Source organism: Leucothrix arctica (assembly GCF_003172895.1).
Classification (GTDB): domain Bacteria; phylum Pseudomonadota; class Gammaproteobacteria; order Thiotrichales; family Thiotrichaceae; genus Leucothrix; species Leucothrix arctica.
In genome coordinates this window covers 140,519-157,847 of sequence record NZ_QGKL01000041.1, presented here as the reverse complement: position 1 = coordinate 157,847, position 17,329 = coordinate 140,519, and the positions used below count along the sequence as shown (strand labels likewise).

The following is a 17,329-nucleotide window of genomic DNA, read 5'->3' as shown; positions in this document are numbered from 1 at the left end:
ATGTCAAAGCAGGTCTGTGTGTTGGGTTCAGGAGCAATTGGTATTTCTTGTGCCAGTCACTTATTACAACGCGGTTGGGATGTCACTCTAATAGATGCAAAACCACCCGCCAGTAAAACTTCTTTTGGAAGTGCAGGGGTTATTAACAGTGGCGCGTTTATCCCCAATAATAACCCTGACCTGCTATCTGAGTTACCCGCTTATCTAAGCAATCTTCACCCATCCGTTCGATACAATATTGGCTATGGCCTACGAAAGTTACCTTGGCTCATTCGCTTTTTTAGTCAAGCGGGCGAGTCTAAAGCCAGCCAAAATGCGCATGACCTGTTTCAACTAGTTAGCCGTGCGAATGACGCGCATATTGCGATGATGGAGCAGTCAAATAACCGTCATCGCTATAGTGAAGCAGGGTGTTTGAAAGTTTATAGAGAAGACCGTCCAAAAGCAGACCTCAGTTTTGAGCGCCGGTTATTATCTCAGTTCGGTATTGATACCGACGTACTTACTATTCAAGAGTTACGCGATTTGGAGCCTAGCCTCAGCCCCATTTTTAATAGTGCCTTGTGGATCAAAGACGCTGGTATGGTGGATAACCCTGCGGCTTTATTACGTGAGTATGCAGCTAGCTACATTCATGCTGGTGGGCACTTTAAACAGCAAAAAGTGTTGGGTATTGAGCCGCTCGAGCAAGGTTATAGGCTAGAGCTTGATGACGAGTTTATGGAGTTTGATACTATGGTAGTTGCTGCAGGGCCTTGGTCTGGTAAGTTGTTAAGCCCATTAGGCTATAACCTGCCTCTGGCGAGCGAGCGTGGGTATCACCTGCACTTCAAGCTGACCCAAGAAAGTACGCTTTCACGACCCGTTCATGATGTAGATGGCGCTTATATAATGTCGCCATTAGAGCAAGGCTTGCGAGTCACGACGGGCGTAGAGTTTAATCAAACAGATGCCGCCTCCAATGCTTCTCAGTTGTTAGATGCTAGTGCGCGGGTAAACGAAGCGATACAGATAGAATCACAACCGGATGATGATGTTTGGTGTGGTGCAAGACCATCTTTTCCAGACGCTAAGCCAATCATTGGCGAATCACCTCATCACAAAGGATTGTGGTTTGCGTTTGGTCATGGTCATATAGGCTTTAATTGCGGGCCAATTACAGGCAAGCTACTTGCTCAAGCCATGACTGGCGAGCCAACAGATATTGATTTGCAAGCATTTCGCGCAGATCGCTTTAAATAACAAATATAGGTGTGAACGTGAAATCAATACTAGTGCTAAACGGACCAAACTTAAACTTACTCGGCGTACGTGAGCCAGAACAGTATGGTAGCCAAACACTGGCAGATGTTGAGCAGTTGTGTCGCGACGCAGGGCAGCGTTTAGGTATTGAGGTTGACTGTTTGCAGAGTAACCATGAAGGCGTAATGATTGATGCTATTCATGCTGCTAGGGAAGGCGTATTAGATGGGAGTGTACTGGGTATCGTCTTGAATGCTGGCGCATACACGCACACTTCAGTAGCACTTCATGATGCTATAAAAGGGAGTGAAGTACCTGTGATGGAAGTACATATTTCAAATGTTCATGCCCGTGAACCATTCCGCCATCATTCCTATATTTCACCTGCCGCAGCAGGCATCATTGTTGGATTGGGCGTAGATGGTTACGTCTTAGGTATCGAAGCGCTTGTACGCAAAGCGGGTTTACCGACAAGCTAAATAGTGTTTATGTTCAGTGCTTAGAATAATTTGCTACTAGGTCTTGGTCGTACTAGCGGTGACTGTTTAGGGTCGAACTTTAGTTGTACACCCGAATATGCAGCATGTAACTCTGAGAACTTGTTTTGTACCTCTAACATACGCTGGCAGCCAGTACACTGCGTAGTTCGGTGGTTGATATTATCCATCACCGTAAAACAGTGCGTGCAAATAACACGTCGTGTGTCAGAGATAGGCTCAAACATACGAATACTTTCTTTATCGATACCAGACTTCAGCACTAAGTTTTGAATATCCCACATGAACCCTTCAGTCCCTGCGATATAGATAGTCGTTCTAGTCAGTTGTCCTTTCACTAAGCTCGCCACAAATTGAGCCGACTTCGCTCGCGGTATGAGTTGATAGCTATTGGTTTTAATAGGACTTATGTCCAAATCAGTAATCACTAATGATTGTTTGTAATAGCGCTTACAGGCTTCAAATAGCGGCTTTAGTAAGTCTAAGCTAGCCTCTTCCGTTATAAATAAGTGTCGGAGTGATTGTCGATTTAATTTAACGTCCCTGTAGATAGGGCGTTCATGGCCTCTTGTTGTCATTTGCATAATTCCGTCCTTGCTGTATTTTGATTATTAATTTGTTTTAGTAAATATTATGCAATAGGCATGCCAATTCAGAAAATGGCGTTTTAACTCGTCAAAAAATGGTCTGTAAGGTGAGGTTAATATTGGGGAGCACTAAAGTTGAGCTTAGTATTTTTTATCGCTTTAAGTGAGTGCATGCAGGGCTTTCAACTAATAGTTAAATGGTTGTCCCAGTTGATATTACTGTCTTTATAGTGTTCATTAAAACCACTAATCGGGTGCTTTGGGTCTAAGGTCATTAGCGCGCCTTTAGTATTGGAAATAACAAAGCTATTGTCGTAAACACTAATGCCACTTGGCTCACTAAGATTAAATGTCTTAACTGCCGACTGATGTTGTAAGTCCCACAACAATACTTGATTGCCACGAGGCGCTGTCACAACGAGTTGTTGGTTTATATCGTTATAAGCGATATCTGCAATGTAGCCTTTCAGGCTTTCGATAAGAGCCTTAGGCATCTGTAAATTTACTAAATTACCACCATTTTGTTGCCACGCGACTAAGCTATTCGGCTGTCGCTTCGAAAGGTCACCTTGGAACTGAGTTGCAACACCGACGCCACCCGTTGGGCTAACAGCAATATGACGAATACTGAGTTGGTGATCATCTAAGCGGTATTCATCTATTTTCTTGCCTGATGCCACATCGATGTAAACCAAAGAGGGCTGCATGGTCTCTATATTGAGCTTGCGACGACCGTAGTCAGGATGAGTCTCAATACCACCATTGGCGACAACCAAGGTTTTACCATCAGGCATTAAGTGGATATCGTGTGGGCCCATGCCATAGCTTTCATATTCACCAATAGGCTGGAGCGTATTTGCATCTCGCAGACCAATAACACCTCTGGCTTCATCGTATTCACTCTCGGTAGTAAACAGTACCGAATTGTCCGTGTTAAGGCAGCCATGACCGAAGAAGTGTCGTCCTTCGGTCGCATTCATTTCTTTTGCGGTACCGCTGCCATCCGTATTGACGAGTACACATTGCATTTGTGGGCGTCGACCAAAGGCTAGCACTTGGTTTGTTGAGGGTAGTGGGAGTATATCGTGAGCACGAAAAGGCAAGGCGAAGTGCCTTGCCTCGTTAGTCGCTAAGGTAAAAAGGCTGAGTTGGTACTGACCAATATTATTCTCACTGGCTGAAAATAATGTACTCGCTAACCCAGCCCCGCTGCTTGCCATTAACTTAGGCATAGCAAAACTAGCAGCTCCCGCGAAGGCTAGCTTTAACGCATCACGCCTATTCACTGCTAGTCACCGTCGTTGTTATTGAAACCAAGCTGGATGTCCATCGCTAGCGCAAGTTCTTTGATCAAACGAAACAGTTGCATCGATTCTTTGAATAGCGCATCGCCAGCGTCAAGTTTACCGTCTTCAACTTGCTGGAATAAGTCATCACTAGTGAACGATATCGCATCGACTGCAGTGAGTTGCTTCGAAATTTTGTCAGCTAGTTCGCTCTGATTATTATCGTTAAGCCAGTTAATGAAGCCACCTTCGCACAATGTCAGTGTTACACCCAATAGGTTTGCATGAATGTTTTGAAGTGTGTGACCACTGCGCCAAGCTTCGAGTTTATGCGCATTGCGATTTTCACGTTTATCATCTTTGCCTGCTAGGAAAGCGTCTATCGCCAGTGCATGGCGAAGTTTAGTTTCAACGCCCTGTACTGTTTGATTAACCTTGCCAAGGATAAGAGATATCTCTTCGCCTGATGCAATTAGCTCAGCAGGGTAGCCAGTCGCCCAAGCGTTGGCGATCGTATTGATGTCATCTTTCAGTAATATACTGACTGCAAGCAAGTGCTGACAGTGAGCGGTAGACTCAGGCTGATCAAAACGTGCCAAAATCTCGCTGTCAGTCAGTGAACGGTCAAACAATAAATACTCAAGTGTGGCGAAACCTTTCGCGCCAACACCTGCAAAATTAACCGCTTCTAAAGTAATAGGCTTGTCGCTCGCCCAGAGTATTTTAATGACGCGCTTCTTAACCGGGCGGAAGTATATATGTAGGTCACGCTGCTTCTCTAGCGCAGGGCCAAACAGTGAGATCTCAGTCGCTTGCCAAGCTGATAAGGCGAGTGACCACTGCTTACGCAGTTCGTTTAAAGTCTCTGTAGTAGGTTGCTCACAGAAAGCCAAGGTAGATTTATTGAGTAACTCGCTCTTTTCCGCTGCGTCTTTATATAAAGGTAAAATTACATTTTCAATGATTGGCTTAACTAGTGTGTCAGTCGACTTAACGTTTTCAACCGCTTGCAGTGAGTCACTTTTTTCAGAGACTTTTAGTACATTGTTAGTCTCATCTTTGGTAACAGTTTCAGCAAAGCTAGCGTTACTCGCCAGTGCCATTGATATCATCACTGAGTTTAAAATAGTGAGTGTTTTCATAGTGTTTCCAAGAACGTAATTAGGGCATCGCGATCCGCTTTGCTCATTTCAGTGTAGCGTTGTTTTGATTGCTCACCTTCGCCACCATGCCACAAGATTGCCTCGCTTAAGTTTCGAGCGCGTCCGTCATGTAAAAAGCGTGTGTGCGCGTTAACCGTTTCAACTAATCCAATGCCCCATAGTGGAGGCGTGCGCCACTCAGAGCCTGTGGCAAGGAAGTCTGGACGGCCATCGGCCAAACCTTCGCCCATGTCATGCAATAAAAGGTCTGTGTAAGGGTGAATCGTTTGCTGTGATAGCTCAGGAATGCTGCTGTGATCACCGGTCTTGAAGCTCGTCGTGTGGCAACTAGAGCAGCCTGCTGAGGTAAACAGTTGCTTACCTTTTATCGCCGCTTCAGTCTTCGTGTTACGACGTGCAGGTACCGCTAAGGTAGAAGAGTAGAACACCACGGTATCCATGATATTTTTAGGTACTTCGGGTATTCCACCATGGGGTGCTTTCGCACAGTCGGATTGTACGGAGGTACAGTTTTGGTTCTGAAATAGTTCTGAGGTCAATCCCATGTCACCATTGAATGCGCCCATCACTTGCTGTGAAATGGTCGGTTGGTTAGCTTTCCAACCAAATCGCCCAATCACGGTATCTTGCTTGCTAATGTCCCAAACTTTGTTCACACGACCTGAAATACCATCTTTGTCAGTATCGTCTGGGTCTGAATTTTTGATAATATCTTCATCAGAGATAGCATCTAATAAACCAAGTCCAATCATGGCAGGAGTAACACGAACAGACGTCATAAGCTCTGGGTGCAAATCGCCATAGGCTAAGTCTTTGAACGAAAGCGTTGGTTTAATGAGCGTGTAGGCTTCTCCATCTTTGAAGCTGCCTTTGATTTCCTGATACGTTAACCGAGGTTGGGCTTCAGGCTTGATGCCTTGAATGGCTCGGTTTTGGATTTGGCCACCGTAGTTTGGGTCTGCAACAGCACCATCCTTTCGTACCATTTCGCGTTGAGCATCTGTCGTTGCAGGAATACTTAGGCGAATCAGTGCGGATAGGAAGTCTTCATTCTTGCCCATGGGTGGTTTGCCGCGTCCATCTTTAACGTGACAGCTTTGGCAGCTATTGGTATTGAATAGCGGGCCCAATCCATCACGTGCCTTGGTCGATGCTGGAGAGCTTACCCAAGGTTGTGTGAAAAATGCGTTACCAATAAAGAAGTTATCACGTCGTAAAATCCCCAAGTTGTGCGCGGGTAGGGAGAAGGCGTTGCGACCTTGGTCAAAGACCGTTGTCGCACCACCTGATTTTATATCGTTTTCACTATTGGCTAGAGCGGGTAGCGTGATGATTGCCAACGCTGTGACTAGTAGTGTTTGTTTCATTGTTTATCCGCCTGTTGATTCACTGCTATCAGCGCTAAGGCTAGGAATGCCAAATGCTTTTGATGCAGCTTCAATATCGCCTGTTTGCAAACGAAGTGCGTCAATAACTGATTGAACACGTGCGTTACCTGTACTGTTGTTTGCTGCGATTTGCTGGTCAAAGTATTCGCCTGATTCTGCTGCTTTTACAACATCAGCCGCTTTGCTTTGAGAGATTGCCAGCTTTGCAGTTAATGACTTGCTAAGCTCAGGGTTTTTAAGCGCTAATAATTCTGCAAGGCTTGCACCTTTGAATGTCTCGCCATTTACACGCTTGTAAGTACCGGTGTAGATATTCTGAATACCACGTGCATTTTCAGCAATATCAACATGTGTATTATCACTGAAGCATGAGTGCTCATCTTCTTGAGAGTGTGCAAGTAGAGCTACATTAATACGCTGTCCCGCTAACTCACCTAAGCTCAAGCTACCTAAACCAAATAACATGCGACGTAGTGCTTCGTTAGCTTCTAGCGCCAAGAAAGTCTTACGGTAGTTATCTTTCTCAGGTGCCCAGTCAGCGACGATATCATTTAGGTCAGCAACCAAAAGGTCAGTTGCAGCCGTTAGGTATTCACCACGACGGTCGCAGTTGCCGTTTGTGCAGTCAGTGCCTTTTGCATAGTCAGTGAATGTACGAAGACCTGCGTCTGTTTTAGACTTGTTTAGATCTTGCCCCCAAAGTAAAAATTCAATTGCGTGGTAGCCTGTTGCAACATTCGCCTCTGAACCCCCTTTTTCGTGGAAAGAGCGTAGCAGCGCCATATCGATTTTTTCTTTACCAGCGATGATGTTTGCTTCGCCTAAGCTATTACCATCCTCATGCTCGTAAGTGCTGTCAACGTAGTCGATCAAACCTTCGTCTAGTGGCCATGCATTGACTTGTCCTTCCCAGTCATCAACGTTTGGGTTAGCAAAGCGGAATGCTTCAGTTTGGCCATAAGGAATACGCGCAGCCAACCATGCGTCCTTAGCATCTTGCATCGTTTCAGTAGTAGGATTACTAACAAATTCATCAATGGCAACTTTCAGCGTTTTTGCCGTGCTAAGTGAGTCAGCAAATGATGCATGAGCGATGTTAACGTAGGTGTTCATCGTGTCTTTTGGGGTAATAGGAGCGGCTGTTGCAGTGCTAAAGACTAAGATGCTAGTTAGTGCTAGCGTTGATATAAGTGCTTTCATAGGTATAAGAGTTCTGAATTTTGTGGGGGAAATAATGAGTCACACTGGCTAGACACATTTAAGGTGCTTGGCTGCATGTCTAAACGTTGTTTAACCGGATACCAATGTTGAAGTGATCGGTTGGCTGGATGGCTCTTCACTGGCGGTGAGGATTAATTTACCTCGGCGAGTGATACTTAGAAGATAGGGTTTATCCCCATGTCTTAAGATAATTTTTTTACTATCAGCCATGATTTCTTTCAGCTTTATGCTTGGAAGGTTGGGGTTACTCATAATCATCTCTATTGCTTAATAGGAAGTGTTCTCATTTAATGTAGACGATAGCAAAGCCTTTTTATAAATGCAAATCATTCTTGTTTAAGTTTGAATGATAGATTTGCTGATACCCGCGTATCGGTTAAGTGTTTGCTTTTGTTGTATACGGAGTCAGGATTAACGTTATTCTTAGGGGATTGGCTGCTTTTTAATAGTTGTCGAATTAAAGTATCATATAATGTGTGTTTTAAAGAAAAGAATACCCCCTGAGTAAAGCCGTTTTCTCTTATGCTTTTGCGGCTACAAATATTCTTTACGACAGTTGGTTACCAATAGACTGTAATGAACCAAACGAGATTTAAGGAGTTAGCATGAGATTAGTTAGACAAGCCATACAAAAGGACGAGAAGCTTATTAACAGTCCTGCGTGGCAAGCTTTAACCAAGCACTACGAAGAAAATAAGTCAGTACACATACTCGATTTATTTGCTACTGACCCTAAGCGGTTTGAAAATTTCTCATTACAGCAGGGCAACCTACTGTTAGATTATTCTAAAAATAGAGTGAGCAAAGAGACGCTGGCACTATTGTTCGACCTAGCTAAGCAAGCAGGTGTTGAGGACTGGCGTGAGAAGCTATTCTCTGGTGAAAAGATTAATACGACTGAAGACCGTTCAGTACTTCACACAGCGTTACGCAATCGTTCGAATAAGCCGGTCTTAAGTGACGGTGAAGATGTTATGCCAAGCATTAATGATGTCTTGGATAAGATGCGTGGCTTTAGTGAACGAGTACGCTCGGGTGAATGGAAAGGTCATACAGGTAAGGCGATTACTGACATTGTAAATATCGGTATCGGTGGTTCTGATCTTGGACCAGATATGATTTGTACGGCATTGCAGCCTTACGCTTCACACTTAAATGTTCACTTCGTTTCTAATGTCGATGCGATGCAAGTGACTCAAATATTGAGTGGTCTAAGTTCTGAAACGACGCTATTTATTGTCGCGTCAAAGACATTCACCACACAAGAAACACTGACTAACGCTAAGACGTGTCGCGCATGGTTCTTGGACCAAGATGCAACGACAGAGCAAGATGTGGCTAAGCACTTTGCAGCGGTATCCACCAATTCAGACGCGGTGTCAGCGTTTGGTATTGATACTGACAATATGTTTAGTTTCTGGGATTGGGTGGGCGGTCGTTACTCGCTATGGTCTGCGGTTGGTTTATCAATCATTCTTTATGTCGGCATGGATAACTACATTGAGTTGTTATCTGGCGCGCATGATATGGATACGCACTTTGCTGAGCAGCCATTCGAAACGAACATTCCAGTGATTTTAGCGGTCTTGGGTGTTTGGTACGTGAATTTTTACGGTGCTGAGTCTCAGGCTGTTTTGCCATACGACCATAACTTAGGTCTACTGCCTGCTTATCTTGAGCAAGCGGATATGGAGAGTAATGGTAAGTCGGTGACTCGTGATGGCGCTGCCGTGAGTTACGGTACAGGTCCAATTGTTTGGGGTGCTGAGGGTATTAATGGACAACATGCGTTTTACCAGCTGTTGCATCAAGGTACACGTATTATTCCTGCTGACTTTATTGCATCCGTTCAGTCGCAAACAGATAACCAGCATCATTCGGATATTCTAGCGTCAAACTTCCTTGCTCAAACAGAAGCGCTTATGCGTGGCCGTTCTTTAGAAGAAACAGCACAAGAGCTTGAGAGTCAGGGTGTTAGCAAAGAAGAAGCGGCAATGCGTTTACCGCATATGTACTTTGAAGGTAACCAGCCGACAAACTCTATCGTGATGGATAAGCTAACGCCTTATAACCTAGGAAGTATCGTTGCTATGTATGAGCATAAGATTTTTGTCCAAGGCATTATTTGGAATGTGAACTCTTATGACCAGTGGGGCGTTGAGCTAGGTAAAAAACTGGCTAAAAACGTGCTTCAGGAACTTGAAAGCGGCGAAGATAAGTTTGATCACGATAGCTCAACACAAGGGCTAATTAGTTGGTTTAGACAACACCGTAAGTAATTAACTACGGCTGCTTTTGTACGAAGGGTAGGTTGTCGGGTAGTAGACGATGACCTATCAATTTGTAGGTGCCTGCTGATGTAAACGTATCAGCAAAGCTTCGTGGGCTGGGTGCAAAAAAGCATAGTGCTACCGTCAGCAATACAATAAAACTACTGCTAATCGCGTAACGCGTATCAATTAGCTTGAGTGCTGTCCCAAATGAACGTTTTATTCTGCGATTCATAAAGTCCACGCTGTACAACTCGTCTAGCAGCAAGTGGATAATAAAACCAAAAAACATCATAAAACCAATGAGCCATGAGATGAATTCATTCTTTTGAAATACGTCGTAGCTCAGTACGGTTGTTAGCACCATCGCGAGTACGCCAGCTGCCACGGAGTGTATCGGCCCTCGATGCTTGGTATAAAGATGGAATATCTTCCATAAGCCATAACGTATTCCGAGATAAATAAGCGCCCCGATAGCCCATAGCTCGGTAATGGATAAATCGTTTTCGGCTGACAATATCCAGAGAAATGACGTAATAATACCCAGCAGCGAGAATATGATTCGGCTGGGGTAGGAGTAGTGCAAATCAATGTCAGGCAGTATGCCGCCGATGGTTCCCATTAAAATCAGTATCATTGCTTCTTTTGAGTCAACAAAACCGACTTGTAAACACAGTGTGCTTAGCAAGCCAGATGCGACAGCGGCAACGCCGATATGGGTGTTAAAGTTAGCCATGAATAACCAATTTAATTGCTAGAATCTCGGGCTGCGAGTTTAGCCGCTTTTTGTTTCATTTTGCGAACTTTTCTATTCATTCCTGCGGTATAGAGTGTCGGGATAGTAAACAGCGTCAAAAATGCTGAGAAACCAACGCCCCAAACGATAGCGGTTGCTACCGGCCCCCACAGTAATGACTTACCACCAATACCTGTTGCCAGAGAAAATAACCCTGCAATAGTCGTCAGCGTTGTGATCAAGATGGGAATAACACGGCGACGTGCTGCGTAAACCGCTGACTTAACCACGCTCATACCTGCGTCAAAGCGATCATTAGCCGCTGAAATTAGTACGATTGCTGCATTTACTGCAATACCTGCCAGTGCTACAACCCCATAAAGCGTGTACAAACTGAGTGGGTTTTGTGTCACTAGCAAGCCGAGAACAACCCCGGTAAAGGCTAACGGCACTGTTGCTAGAATCATCAGTGGTTGGTAGTAGCTTTTGAACTGCGTTCCTAAAATCAAATACATGATGCCGATACCAATGAGAAACAACACACCAATTGAATCTAGGCTTTCGTTGATATCATCTAACTGTCCTGAGAAATCTAAGTCAATCGTTGGGAACTTAGCTTGGTGATCCTTCCAACCTTCTTTTAATAGATCATTTGCAGTGACGGTATCCAGTTGGCACTGGTTATAATCGCGCTCAACTTTCCCCAAAGCCGGGCCTAGACGGCACAGCCAGAAGTCTTCTTTTTCCGTCAGCTTGACGAGATCCGCTTCGAGCGTAATTGCTTTTTTGAAGTTGTAGTGACGGATATTACCGAGCGATATTTTACGCGTGTCGTTTACTAAACTATTCAGCGGGACGGAGCCGCCAGCAGGAAGGGGGATTCGGAAGCTAAGCAGCTTGTCCATATCGTCAATTTGTGTACGAGCGGATTTCACTCGAACCTGGAGTTTTTCACCGTTGTCCTGCATCTCAGAAACAACTTCGCCATCAACTAATAAACGAATAGTACGAGTAATGTTGCTTGGGTTTAAACCTGCTCGACGAATCGCATCATGATCCATTTCCAAGGTGAGCTCCATGCGTCCACGACTAGCATCATTACTGATGTCTTTTATGCCTTTAATATTACCCAGTATGTCGGTGAGCACAGCACTGGCTTTTTGGATTTCTTGGTAGTCATCGCCACGTACTTTAAGGCTGATCGGTTTGCTAGAGGGTGGTCCAGACGCGAGTGATAAGAATGAAATGTTCTCAGCACCGACGACCGAGGTTACATCCTTACGCATCTCCTCAATGATCGTGTATACATCCCGTGCGTCTTCGCTTTGTGGTAATAAGCTAACGACGATTTGACCATATTGGTCGCCATCTTTAGGTTCTGTCTGAGTTAGCATTCTGCCAGCATAAGCGGCAACGGAGCGTACATCTTTAGGTGTTAGGTTTTTCTTAACTTGCTGCTCAACTTCCAAGACCTTCTTTAATGTTTCAGAGAGGGGCGTCGAGGCGGTCATTTCTACATTAACGTAGAACAGACGTATGGTGTCGCCTGCAAAAAAGTCTACCTTGATCATGCCTAATGACAGTACCGCAATGGATGTCAGAAAGGCAAAAATGATACTGAGGAGTGTCATCTTAGGCCAGCGCAAGGCTTTTATGAGTAGCTTCGTGTACTTGAGCTGTATCCAACGAATCATTGACTCACGCCAGCGTTGTACGCGGGATTTTTTGGTTAAATCAATATTCGCAGCAGTGATATGTGCGGGTAGCATCCAAAAGGCTTCAATCAAGCTGATCGCTAGTGCAATGGTAACGACCATTGGGATGACCTTCATGAATTTACCTAAAATACCAGGCAGTAACATAAGCGGCAAAAAGGCAGCGATAGTTGTACAAACAGCGGTTGTGACAGGGAGTGCGACCTCCTTCATCGAATCAACAGCAGCATCCAGTGCCGTTGCTCCGCGCTGTAAACGGTAGTAGATAGCTTCAACCACCACAACGGCATCATCTACCAACATTCCTAGGACAATAACCACCCCTAGTAGCACTGTTACATTTAGCGTCTCGCCTGTGGCGGAGAGCACCCAGAAAGTAAGGGCTAGGACAAAAGGAATACCTATAGACGTTAATATCGCAATTTTAGTCCCTAGAAATATCCAAGCGACCAATAGTACAAGCAGTAAACCAATCAATGCATTGCTCTGCATAATGTCGATGGCTTTTTGCGTCGGTAGCGTTTGATCATCAATCAGTTGGTATTGAACACCAGTGGTTTTATTCAGATCATTTTGGTCGCTTACCCACTCATTTAGCTTTTCGATAAGGACTAATATATTGGTGTTGTCTTGCTTCATTACAGACAAAATGACAGCTGGCTTTCCGTCAACTCTAGCGTCTTGGGACGCTTTTTTACGGGTTCGTTGTACCGTGGCGACACGCGCTAAATCTATTTCACCATCCAGTGCTGGAATCGGTAGCTCACTGACCTTTCTTGGGTCTGACGTTTTACCGACTAAACGCACTAACCAGCTTTGTTTACCGATATCAATATTTCCTGCAGCGGTGTCTTGAAACCATAACTGTAATGCATCAGAGAGTTGCCCCGGAAGTAAGCCGTAAGCCTCTAGTGCGTCAGGGTCAAAGTTGATTTGTAGCTCTGGGTCATCTAGTGCAATGGTATCAACACGGTCAACACCTGAGATTTGGTCAATGCTTTGGGCAGCATTACGTGCGGAGCGTCGAAGCAGTTCGTCATCTGCGAGCGTAGTGACTGCAATCAGAGCAGCAGGGAACGCATTTCCACTCGTGATTTCAATGATTTGAGACTCAATTGTTTCAGAAGGTAATTGAGCCTGTACGCTTTGTAATTGACGGCGTAAGTCCGATAGGTACTTTTCGTATACGGCAGGTTCTAAGTCTTCAAAGCGTACGAGGACACTAGAGATATTTTCACGACTATTGCTTGAGACGAAATTAATGTCAGGGATGCCGTTGATAGCATCTTCAATAGGGTCGGTGATGCGTGACTCAACATCGCTTGCCGATGCACCGGGCAGCGACGTAACAATGGTGATCCAGTTGAAGTTGATGGTTGGGTCTTGTTGGCGCGGCATACCTTGGTAAGAAAGGTAACCGATGACCAAGATCAGAATGAAGGTTAGGTTTGCGAGTACGTGGTTTTGTAAGAGGCGTCGATACATTAGTCTATTGCAACCGCTTGACCATCTTCAGCAGAGTAGCGATTAACAATAATCACTTGCGTGTTGCTTAATAAACTCACCGTAGCGGGCTGACCTTCTTTAGCATTTTTAATCGCGTGGAACTTAGCAATACCGTTTTCAACTAGCATAATGCCGAGTGCTGTGCCGCGACGAACCAAATATTCTGGTGGGATTTTACGAGCAGTATCTTGCCACTCTAAGCGACCGTTAAGTCCTGCTATCACACCGTCATCCATGTCTATCTTTAAGCGTATACGTTGGGTGTTACTGGTACTGCTGAGTTGTTTTATAACGGTTCTTAGCGTTACATCACGAGACTGTTCTTTAGTTGTAAAGCGGAGTTGCCTGCTTGTTTTAGCTTTAGTGAGTTCGAGAGGTGACAGTTCAGCCTCTACTTCTAAAGTATCGGTTTCTAGTAGTCTCATCAAAGGTGTTCCTGGACTAACTATCTGCCCTTGCTGCACCTGTTTTTCTGTTACTTGGCCATTAAATGGCGCATAGATTTTACACTTTGAAATTGCAATTGTAGCGGAGTCGATAGAGGTTTGTTTTAACGCGATATCTGCACTACTAGACCGTACTTCTGACTCTGCGAGATCTAGGCTCTCTCGTGGTAACGCGCCACGTTGGAATAAGCGAGTATTTCGAGTGAGTTGTTTTCTTGCTAGGTCTAGTCCTACCTTGCTTAAGTTGAATGTTGCTTCAGCTTGTTTTTTGGTATTTATAAAATTACGACAATCCAGCTCAACTAATAGTTTTCCTTTTTTGATTTGCTCGCCAACGAATGCGTTTATTTTGATCGCACGCGCTTGAATTTCGGCGCTAATATTACTGTCATTTAAACTGACTACCGTTGCAGGTGCGCTGTAGTTGGTGGTAAATAACAACTCAGATAAGGCTTGAGTTGTGACTCGAAGAAAAGAGGGTTTACTTGTATCAGTTGGCTCAGGGCCAGCGGCGATAACAGAAAACATGCTGCTTAGAACTAATAGAGTGGCCCATATTTTTGCCTGAATTGTTATCATTTTTTACCAGCAACATAATTGAAATTATTGTTGGTTAGCATTCTTTAACTAAGAACTTATGTCAATAGTTATGAGTAAGTAGCGTACATTATGGGTTACTGCGCGTACTAATTGCACCATCAGGAAAGCTGAGTGAAGTGACTTGCGGCATAGAGCTATGAAGGTTTTGATCAGCCACTAAAATAGAGCTTGGGACTTCCGGTGGTGATTTGATAAGGTCTTTTTTAAGTGCACGGTAGACCATCATCATAATGCATGCGTAGAACACACAGCCGACCATGCCGACCCAATAATAAAAACCACCGCCACGAGCAATAATTTTAACTGACTCGCCACTCGTATCGACAGGGATTTCACTAAACATGAAGGCTTGTGATAAGCAGATGAGCGCAAGTGTACTGGAGACCAGAGCCCAGCCTGTTCTACGTCTAAATAACATTAAAGAAAGTAGGGTGAGTGGGTTAGCGAACCATGCGAATTGGAATATTACAAAGCCCATCCAGCCAGTCAGTAACACCCAGTAACCTTTAATAGGATGCTCTGTTGTCACAAATACCGTGTCAGCCATCGACAGCAAAAATAGCACTGCTGCGATAAGAAGTAGTAGGATTGTTAGCCCACGAAAAATTGATGTTTTTAGGTCTCTCATCGTTAGATATTCTAGTGCTCTTGATCAGCGAATTATTTGTTCCTAGGACAGTCTGTACTAGCTAACAGACCAGCGAGAGTAGCAACCGCTTGTTGCATTTTTACGAGTGCAAATTGTTTGCCCGTAATGGATAACGTGCTGCAACAGCTCGCCCAGTCATGATGTTGTAAAACTCTCATAACGAGTAACTGAGCATCTTCAGCAGTCAGTTGTTCGCCATGCATTGCTAGGGCTGGGGGAAGCCATTGTTTTAAACTAGCCATCACAAGATCATAACCACACTGACCTTGAGAAAATCTTATTATATCTCTCTGTTCTGCAATAGATAAAGACAGATTCGCTGATAATTGGTATTGCTTGAGTAGTACTAATACTAAATTTGGTTTAAATGTTTTTAAAGCGTCGGCCAGTAACGCGACAAAATTACGTGAAAAATGGCTGCTAGCGTCGACGAGTAAAGTCTCACCTTCTGCAGACATTGGTAATATAAAGACAGCCGAATGGTAACCGCTACTGGCTTCTCGCTTTAGTCCTAAATGAATAGGGCGATAACCTGATTTGCTCCAAAAGTTTAATAAGCTGGATGACAGTCCAAAACTAGTCGAAAGGTAGTCTGCTGTTGAGTGCTGGCGAATATGAGCTAGTAATTCGGTGCCTAGTGTTTGATTTTGACACTCAGGGTGTACTGCAATTCGCATAATACGATCGGTACGCAAGCAAGCGGCATTGGGTATCCCTGATTGAAAGGTGAGTACTTGTGGGACTAAATGGCCTTGAGGGCGACGCTTACCTTCAAAGATGCTCTGTGTCAGCTCGGCGTCTAAACCACCTTCATGGCTCACTACTGCAACGGCCACTACCTTGTCGTCTAACATTAAAGTGTAGATGCTTAAGTCGTCACTATCGAGCAACTGAAGTAAGTCAGAAGGGCGTGTTTGGTAATGAGCGATGACTAACAAGCCGAAGATTTGGCGTAGTAAATACTCATCTTCAATAAGTTGGTCAGATGACACTTGTTGGTAAGTGATTTTATCCTGCGCTACTGGCATCGTTAGTTCTGTCGCTGCAGTGCCTAGTAATAACAGGTCATTCAATAGTGACTCAAGTGGGTCATTGACAGCCCAACGAATTGGCGCTTCTAGCGTTGCGGAGCGCCAGCTAGGTGTGTATTGGTCTAACTGATCTTGAAAGCGAATAGCAAAACCACGACCGTTACCTTCATAGCCCAGCACCGTTGTTGAAAACACGATGCGTGAATAATGTTGTAGCAATCGAGTTAATAGTGGCACGGGTATAGCACCCGCCTCATCAATAATAACAAGGTCTGCTGTTGGGCGCTTTTGGTCTAACTCATCTGGCGCGTAAAAGGTCAGGTTGTCTGCACCTGCCGCATGCTGAAATAGCGGTTGCACCATCGCTTTTGCTGGGGCACAGACAATGATGTTTTCAATGCCTTTCTCAGTCAAAGCCAGTGCAGCAGCGCCAAGTACGCTTGTTTTCCCTCGACCTCTGTCGGCAGTGATGACTAGTGGACGTTTACGACGGCCTTTCGCAACATTAATAATCGCTGAGGCTATGGTTTGTTGTTCTGCGGTTAGTTCAAACGTTTTGACTGGTTTAAGAACTGGCAGGTCATAAAGGGGAACATTGGTAGTCACACTCTCGGCGGCATAGTTTTTTATATTGTGGCTGGTCAGCAGTGTATTAAGTCGCTTTATAAAACGGGGCTGTTGGTGATTATTGGTATTAGCTGGCAATAGCAGAATGAGTAAGCCGCCACCGATTAATGTCCCAGCAACGGCACCTAGAGCATTGGCGTCAAAGTGATCAATCGCATCAAATACTATGGCAGTATTTTCTTGTCCAAGTTGCGTGCGTGCTTTTTTAAAGGGGGTTGTATCAATCGAGTCGATTTGCTGGTCGCTGAGCCAGAAAGACTGCCGTCCGTTCAGAATTATTTGACACTGTGCGACAGATTGTTGACGATTGCCGTTAATTACCAGTATTTGTCGGTGTTCAATATTCATTATTTCGTATTATACAC

At 44.6% G+C, this 17,329-nt stretch carries 14 protein-coding genes; 3 read left to right on the top strand and 11 right to left on the bottom strand.

What is annotated here, in order from left to right; translation table 11 throughout:
- Complete coding sequence (locus tag DKT75_RS16985) at positions 1 to 1,242, top strand: NAD(P)/FAD-dependent oxidoreductase (RefSeq protein ID WP_109824991.1); 1,242 nt, start codon at positions 1 to 3, stop codon at positions 1,240 to 1,242.
- 17 nt (positions 1,243 to 1,259) lie between these two features.
- Positions 1,260 to 1,721, top strand: a complete 462-nt coding sequence (aroQ, locus tag DKT75_RS16980) for a type II 3-dehydroquinate dehydratase (RefSeq protein ID WP_109824989.1) — start codon at positions 1,260 to 1,262, stop codon at positions 1,719 to 1,721.
- A gap of 20 nt (positions 1,722 to 1,741) precedes the next feature.
- On the opposite strand, the gene DKT75_RS16975 is transcribed toward aroQ, so the two are convergent.
- The 6 genes from DKT75_RS16975 to hemP all read right to left on the bottom strand — a co-directional run bounded on the left by DKT75_RS16975 (position 1,742) and on the right by hemP (position 7,636).
- Positions 1,742 to 2,323 carry a dimethylamine monooxygenase subunit DmmA family protein gene (locus tag DKT75_RS16975; protein ID WP_109824987.1) on the bottom strand — a complete coding sequence of 194 codons (582 nt, stop codon included), beginning with the start codon at positions 2,321 to 2,323 and terminating at the stop codon, positions 1,742 to 1,744.
- 185 nt (positions 2,324 to 2,508) lie between these two features.
- Positions 2,509 to 3,612, bottom strand: a complete 1,104-nt coding sequence (locus DKT75_RS16970; RefSeq protein ID WP_109824985.1) for a DUF1513 domain-containing protein — start codon at positions 3,610 to 3,612, stop codon at positions 2,509 to 2,511.
- 2 nt (positions 3,613 to 3,614) lie between these two features.
- On the bottom strand, positions 3,615 to 4,754 hold the full coding sequence (locus tag DKT75_RS16965; protein ID WP_109824983.1) for an imelysin family protein: 1,140 nt from the start codon (positions 4,752 to 4,754) through the stop codon (positions 3,615 to 3,617).
- On the bottom strand, positions 4,751 to 6,142 hold the full coding sequence (locus tag DKT75_RS16960; RefSeq protein WP_109824981.1) for a di-heme oxidoreductase family protein: 1,392 nt from the start codon (positions 6,140 to 6,142) through the stop codon (positions 4,751 to 4,753). Before DKT75_RS16960 ends, DKT75_RS16965 begins: the two co-directional genes overlap by 4 nt.
- Positions 6,143 to 6,145: 3 nt before the next feature.
- Complete coding sequence (locus tag DKT75_RS16955; protein WP_109824979.1) at positions 6,146 to 7,363, bottom strand: imelysin family protein; 1,218 nt, start codon at positions 7,361 to 7,363, stop codon at positions 6,146 to 6,148.
- Between the two features lie 90 nt (positions 7,364 to 7,453).
- Entirely contained in the window at positions 7,454 to 7,636 is a 183-nt protein-coding gene (hemP, locus tag DKT75_RS16950; protein ID WP_158278901.1) for a hemin uptake protein HemP, read from the bottom strand.
- A 353-nt stretch (positions 7,637 to 7,989) separates the two neighbouring features.
- Between hemP and pgi the strand changes: the two genes are divergently transcribed.
- Entirely contained in the window at positions 7,990 to 9,663 is a 1,674-nt protein-coding gene (gene pgi, locus DKT75_RS16945) for a glucose-6-phosphate isomerase (RefSeq protein WP_109824975.1), read from the top strand.
- Between the two features lie 4 nt (positions 9,664 to 9,667).
- Here pgi and DKT75_RS16940 read toward each other — a convergent pair whose 3' ends face one another.
- The 5 genes from DKT75_RS16940 to DKT75_RS16920 form a co-directional block, all read right to left on the bottom strand.
- Positions 9,668 to 10,390 (bottom strand): metal-dependent hydrolase, encoded by a 723-nt coding sequence (locus DKT75_RS16940; RefSeq protein ID WP_109824973.1) that lies wholly within the window; start codon positions 10,388 to 10,390, stop codon positions 9,668 to 9,670.
- An 11-nt stretch (positions 10,391 to 10,401) separates the two neighbouring features.
- Positions 10,402 to 13,590: an efflux RND transporter permease subunit gene (locus tag DKT75_RS16935; RefSeq protein ID WP_109824971.1), complete on the bottom strand. Its 3,189-nt coding sequence runs from the start codon at positions 13,588 to 13,590 to the stop codon at positions 10,402 to 10,404.
- On the bottom strand, positions 13,590 to 14,636 hold the full coding sequence (locus DKT75_RS16930; RefSeq protein ID WP_109824969.1) for an efflux RND transporter periplasmic adaptor subunit: 1,047 nt from the start codon (positions 14,634 to 14,636) through the stop codon (positions 13,590 to 13,592). The genes DKT75_RS16935 and DKT75_RS16930 overlap by 1 nt, the downstream gene beginning before the upstream one ends.
- 88 nt (positions 14,637 to 14,724) lie before the next feature.
- Complete coding sequence (locus tag DKT75_RS16925) at positions 14,725 to 15,285, bottom strand: hypothetical protein (protein ID WP_109824967.1); 561 nt, start codon at positions 15,283 to 15,285, stop codon at positions 14,725 to 14,727.
- 32 nt (positions 15,286 to 15,317) lie between these two features.
- Positions 15,318 to 17,312 (bottom strand): tRNA(Met) cytidine acetyltransferase TmcA domain-containing protein, encoded by a 1,995-nt coding sequence (locus DKT75_RS16920; protein WP_109824965.1) that lies wholly within the window; start codon positions 17,310 to 17,312, stop codon positions 15,318 to 15,320.
- Positions 17,313 to 17,329: the final 17 nt, after the last annotated feature.

Bases quoted from the DNA above. Each gene is read 5' to 3' on its own strand.
- DKT75_RS16985 (WP_109824991.1), top strand. From the start codon at position 1: ATGTCAAAGCAGGTCTGTGTGTTGGGTTCAGGAGCAATTGGTATTTCT.
- DKT75_RS16975 (WP_109824987.1), bottom strand. From the start codon at position 2,323: ATGCAAATGACAACAAGAGGCCATGAACGCCCTATCTACAGGGACGTT.
- DKT75_RS16965 (WP_109824983.1), bottom strand. From the start codon at position 4,754: ATGAAAACACTCACTATTTTAAACTCAGTGATGATATCAATGGCACTG.
- DKT75_RS16960 (WP_109824981.1), bottom strand. From the start codon at position 6,142: ATGAAACAAACACTACTAGTCACAGCGTTGGCAATCATCACGCTACCC.
- DKT75_RS16955 (WP_109824979.1), bottom strand. From the start codon at position 7,363: ATGAAAGCACTTATATCAACGCTAGCACTAACTAGCATCTTAGTCTTT.
- hemP (WP_158278901.1), bottom strand. From the start codon at position 7,636: ATGAGTAACCCCAACCTTCCAAGCATAAAGCTGAAAGAAATCATGGCT.
- pgi (WP_109824975.1), top strand. From the start codon at position 7,990: ATGAGATTAGTTAGACAAGCCATACAAAAGGACGAGAAGCTTATTAAC.
- DKT75_RS16940 (WP_109824973.1), bottom strand. From the start codon at position 10,390: ATGGCTAACTTTAACACCCATATCGGCGTTGCCGCTGTCGCATCTGGC.
- DKT75_RS16935 (WP_109824971.1), bottom strand. From the start codon at position 13,590: ATGTATCGACGCCTCTTACAAAACCACGTACTCGCAAACCTAACCTTC.
- DKT75_RS16930 (WP_109824969.1), bottom strand. From the start codon at position 14,636: ATGATAACAATTCAGGCAAAAATATGGGCCACTCTATTAGTTCTAAGC.
- DKT75_RS16925 (WP_109824967.1), bottom strand. From the start codon at position 15,285: ATGAGAGACCTAAAAACATCAATTTTTCGTGGGCTAACAATCCTACTA.
- DKT75_RS16920 (WP_109824965.1), bottom strand. From the start codon at position 17,312: ATGAATATTGAACACCGACAAATACTGGTAATTAACGGCAATCGTCAA.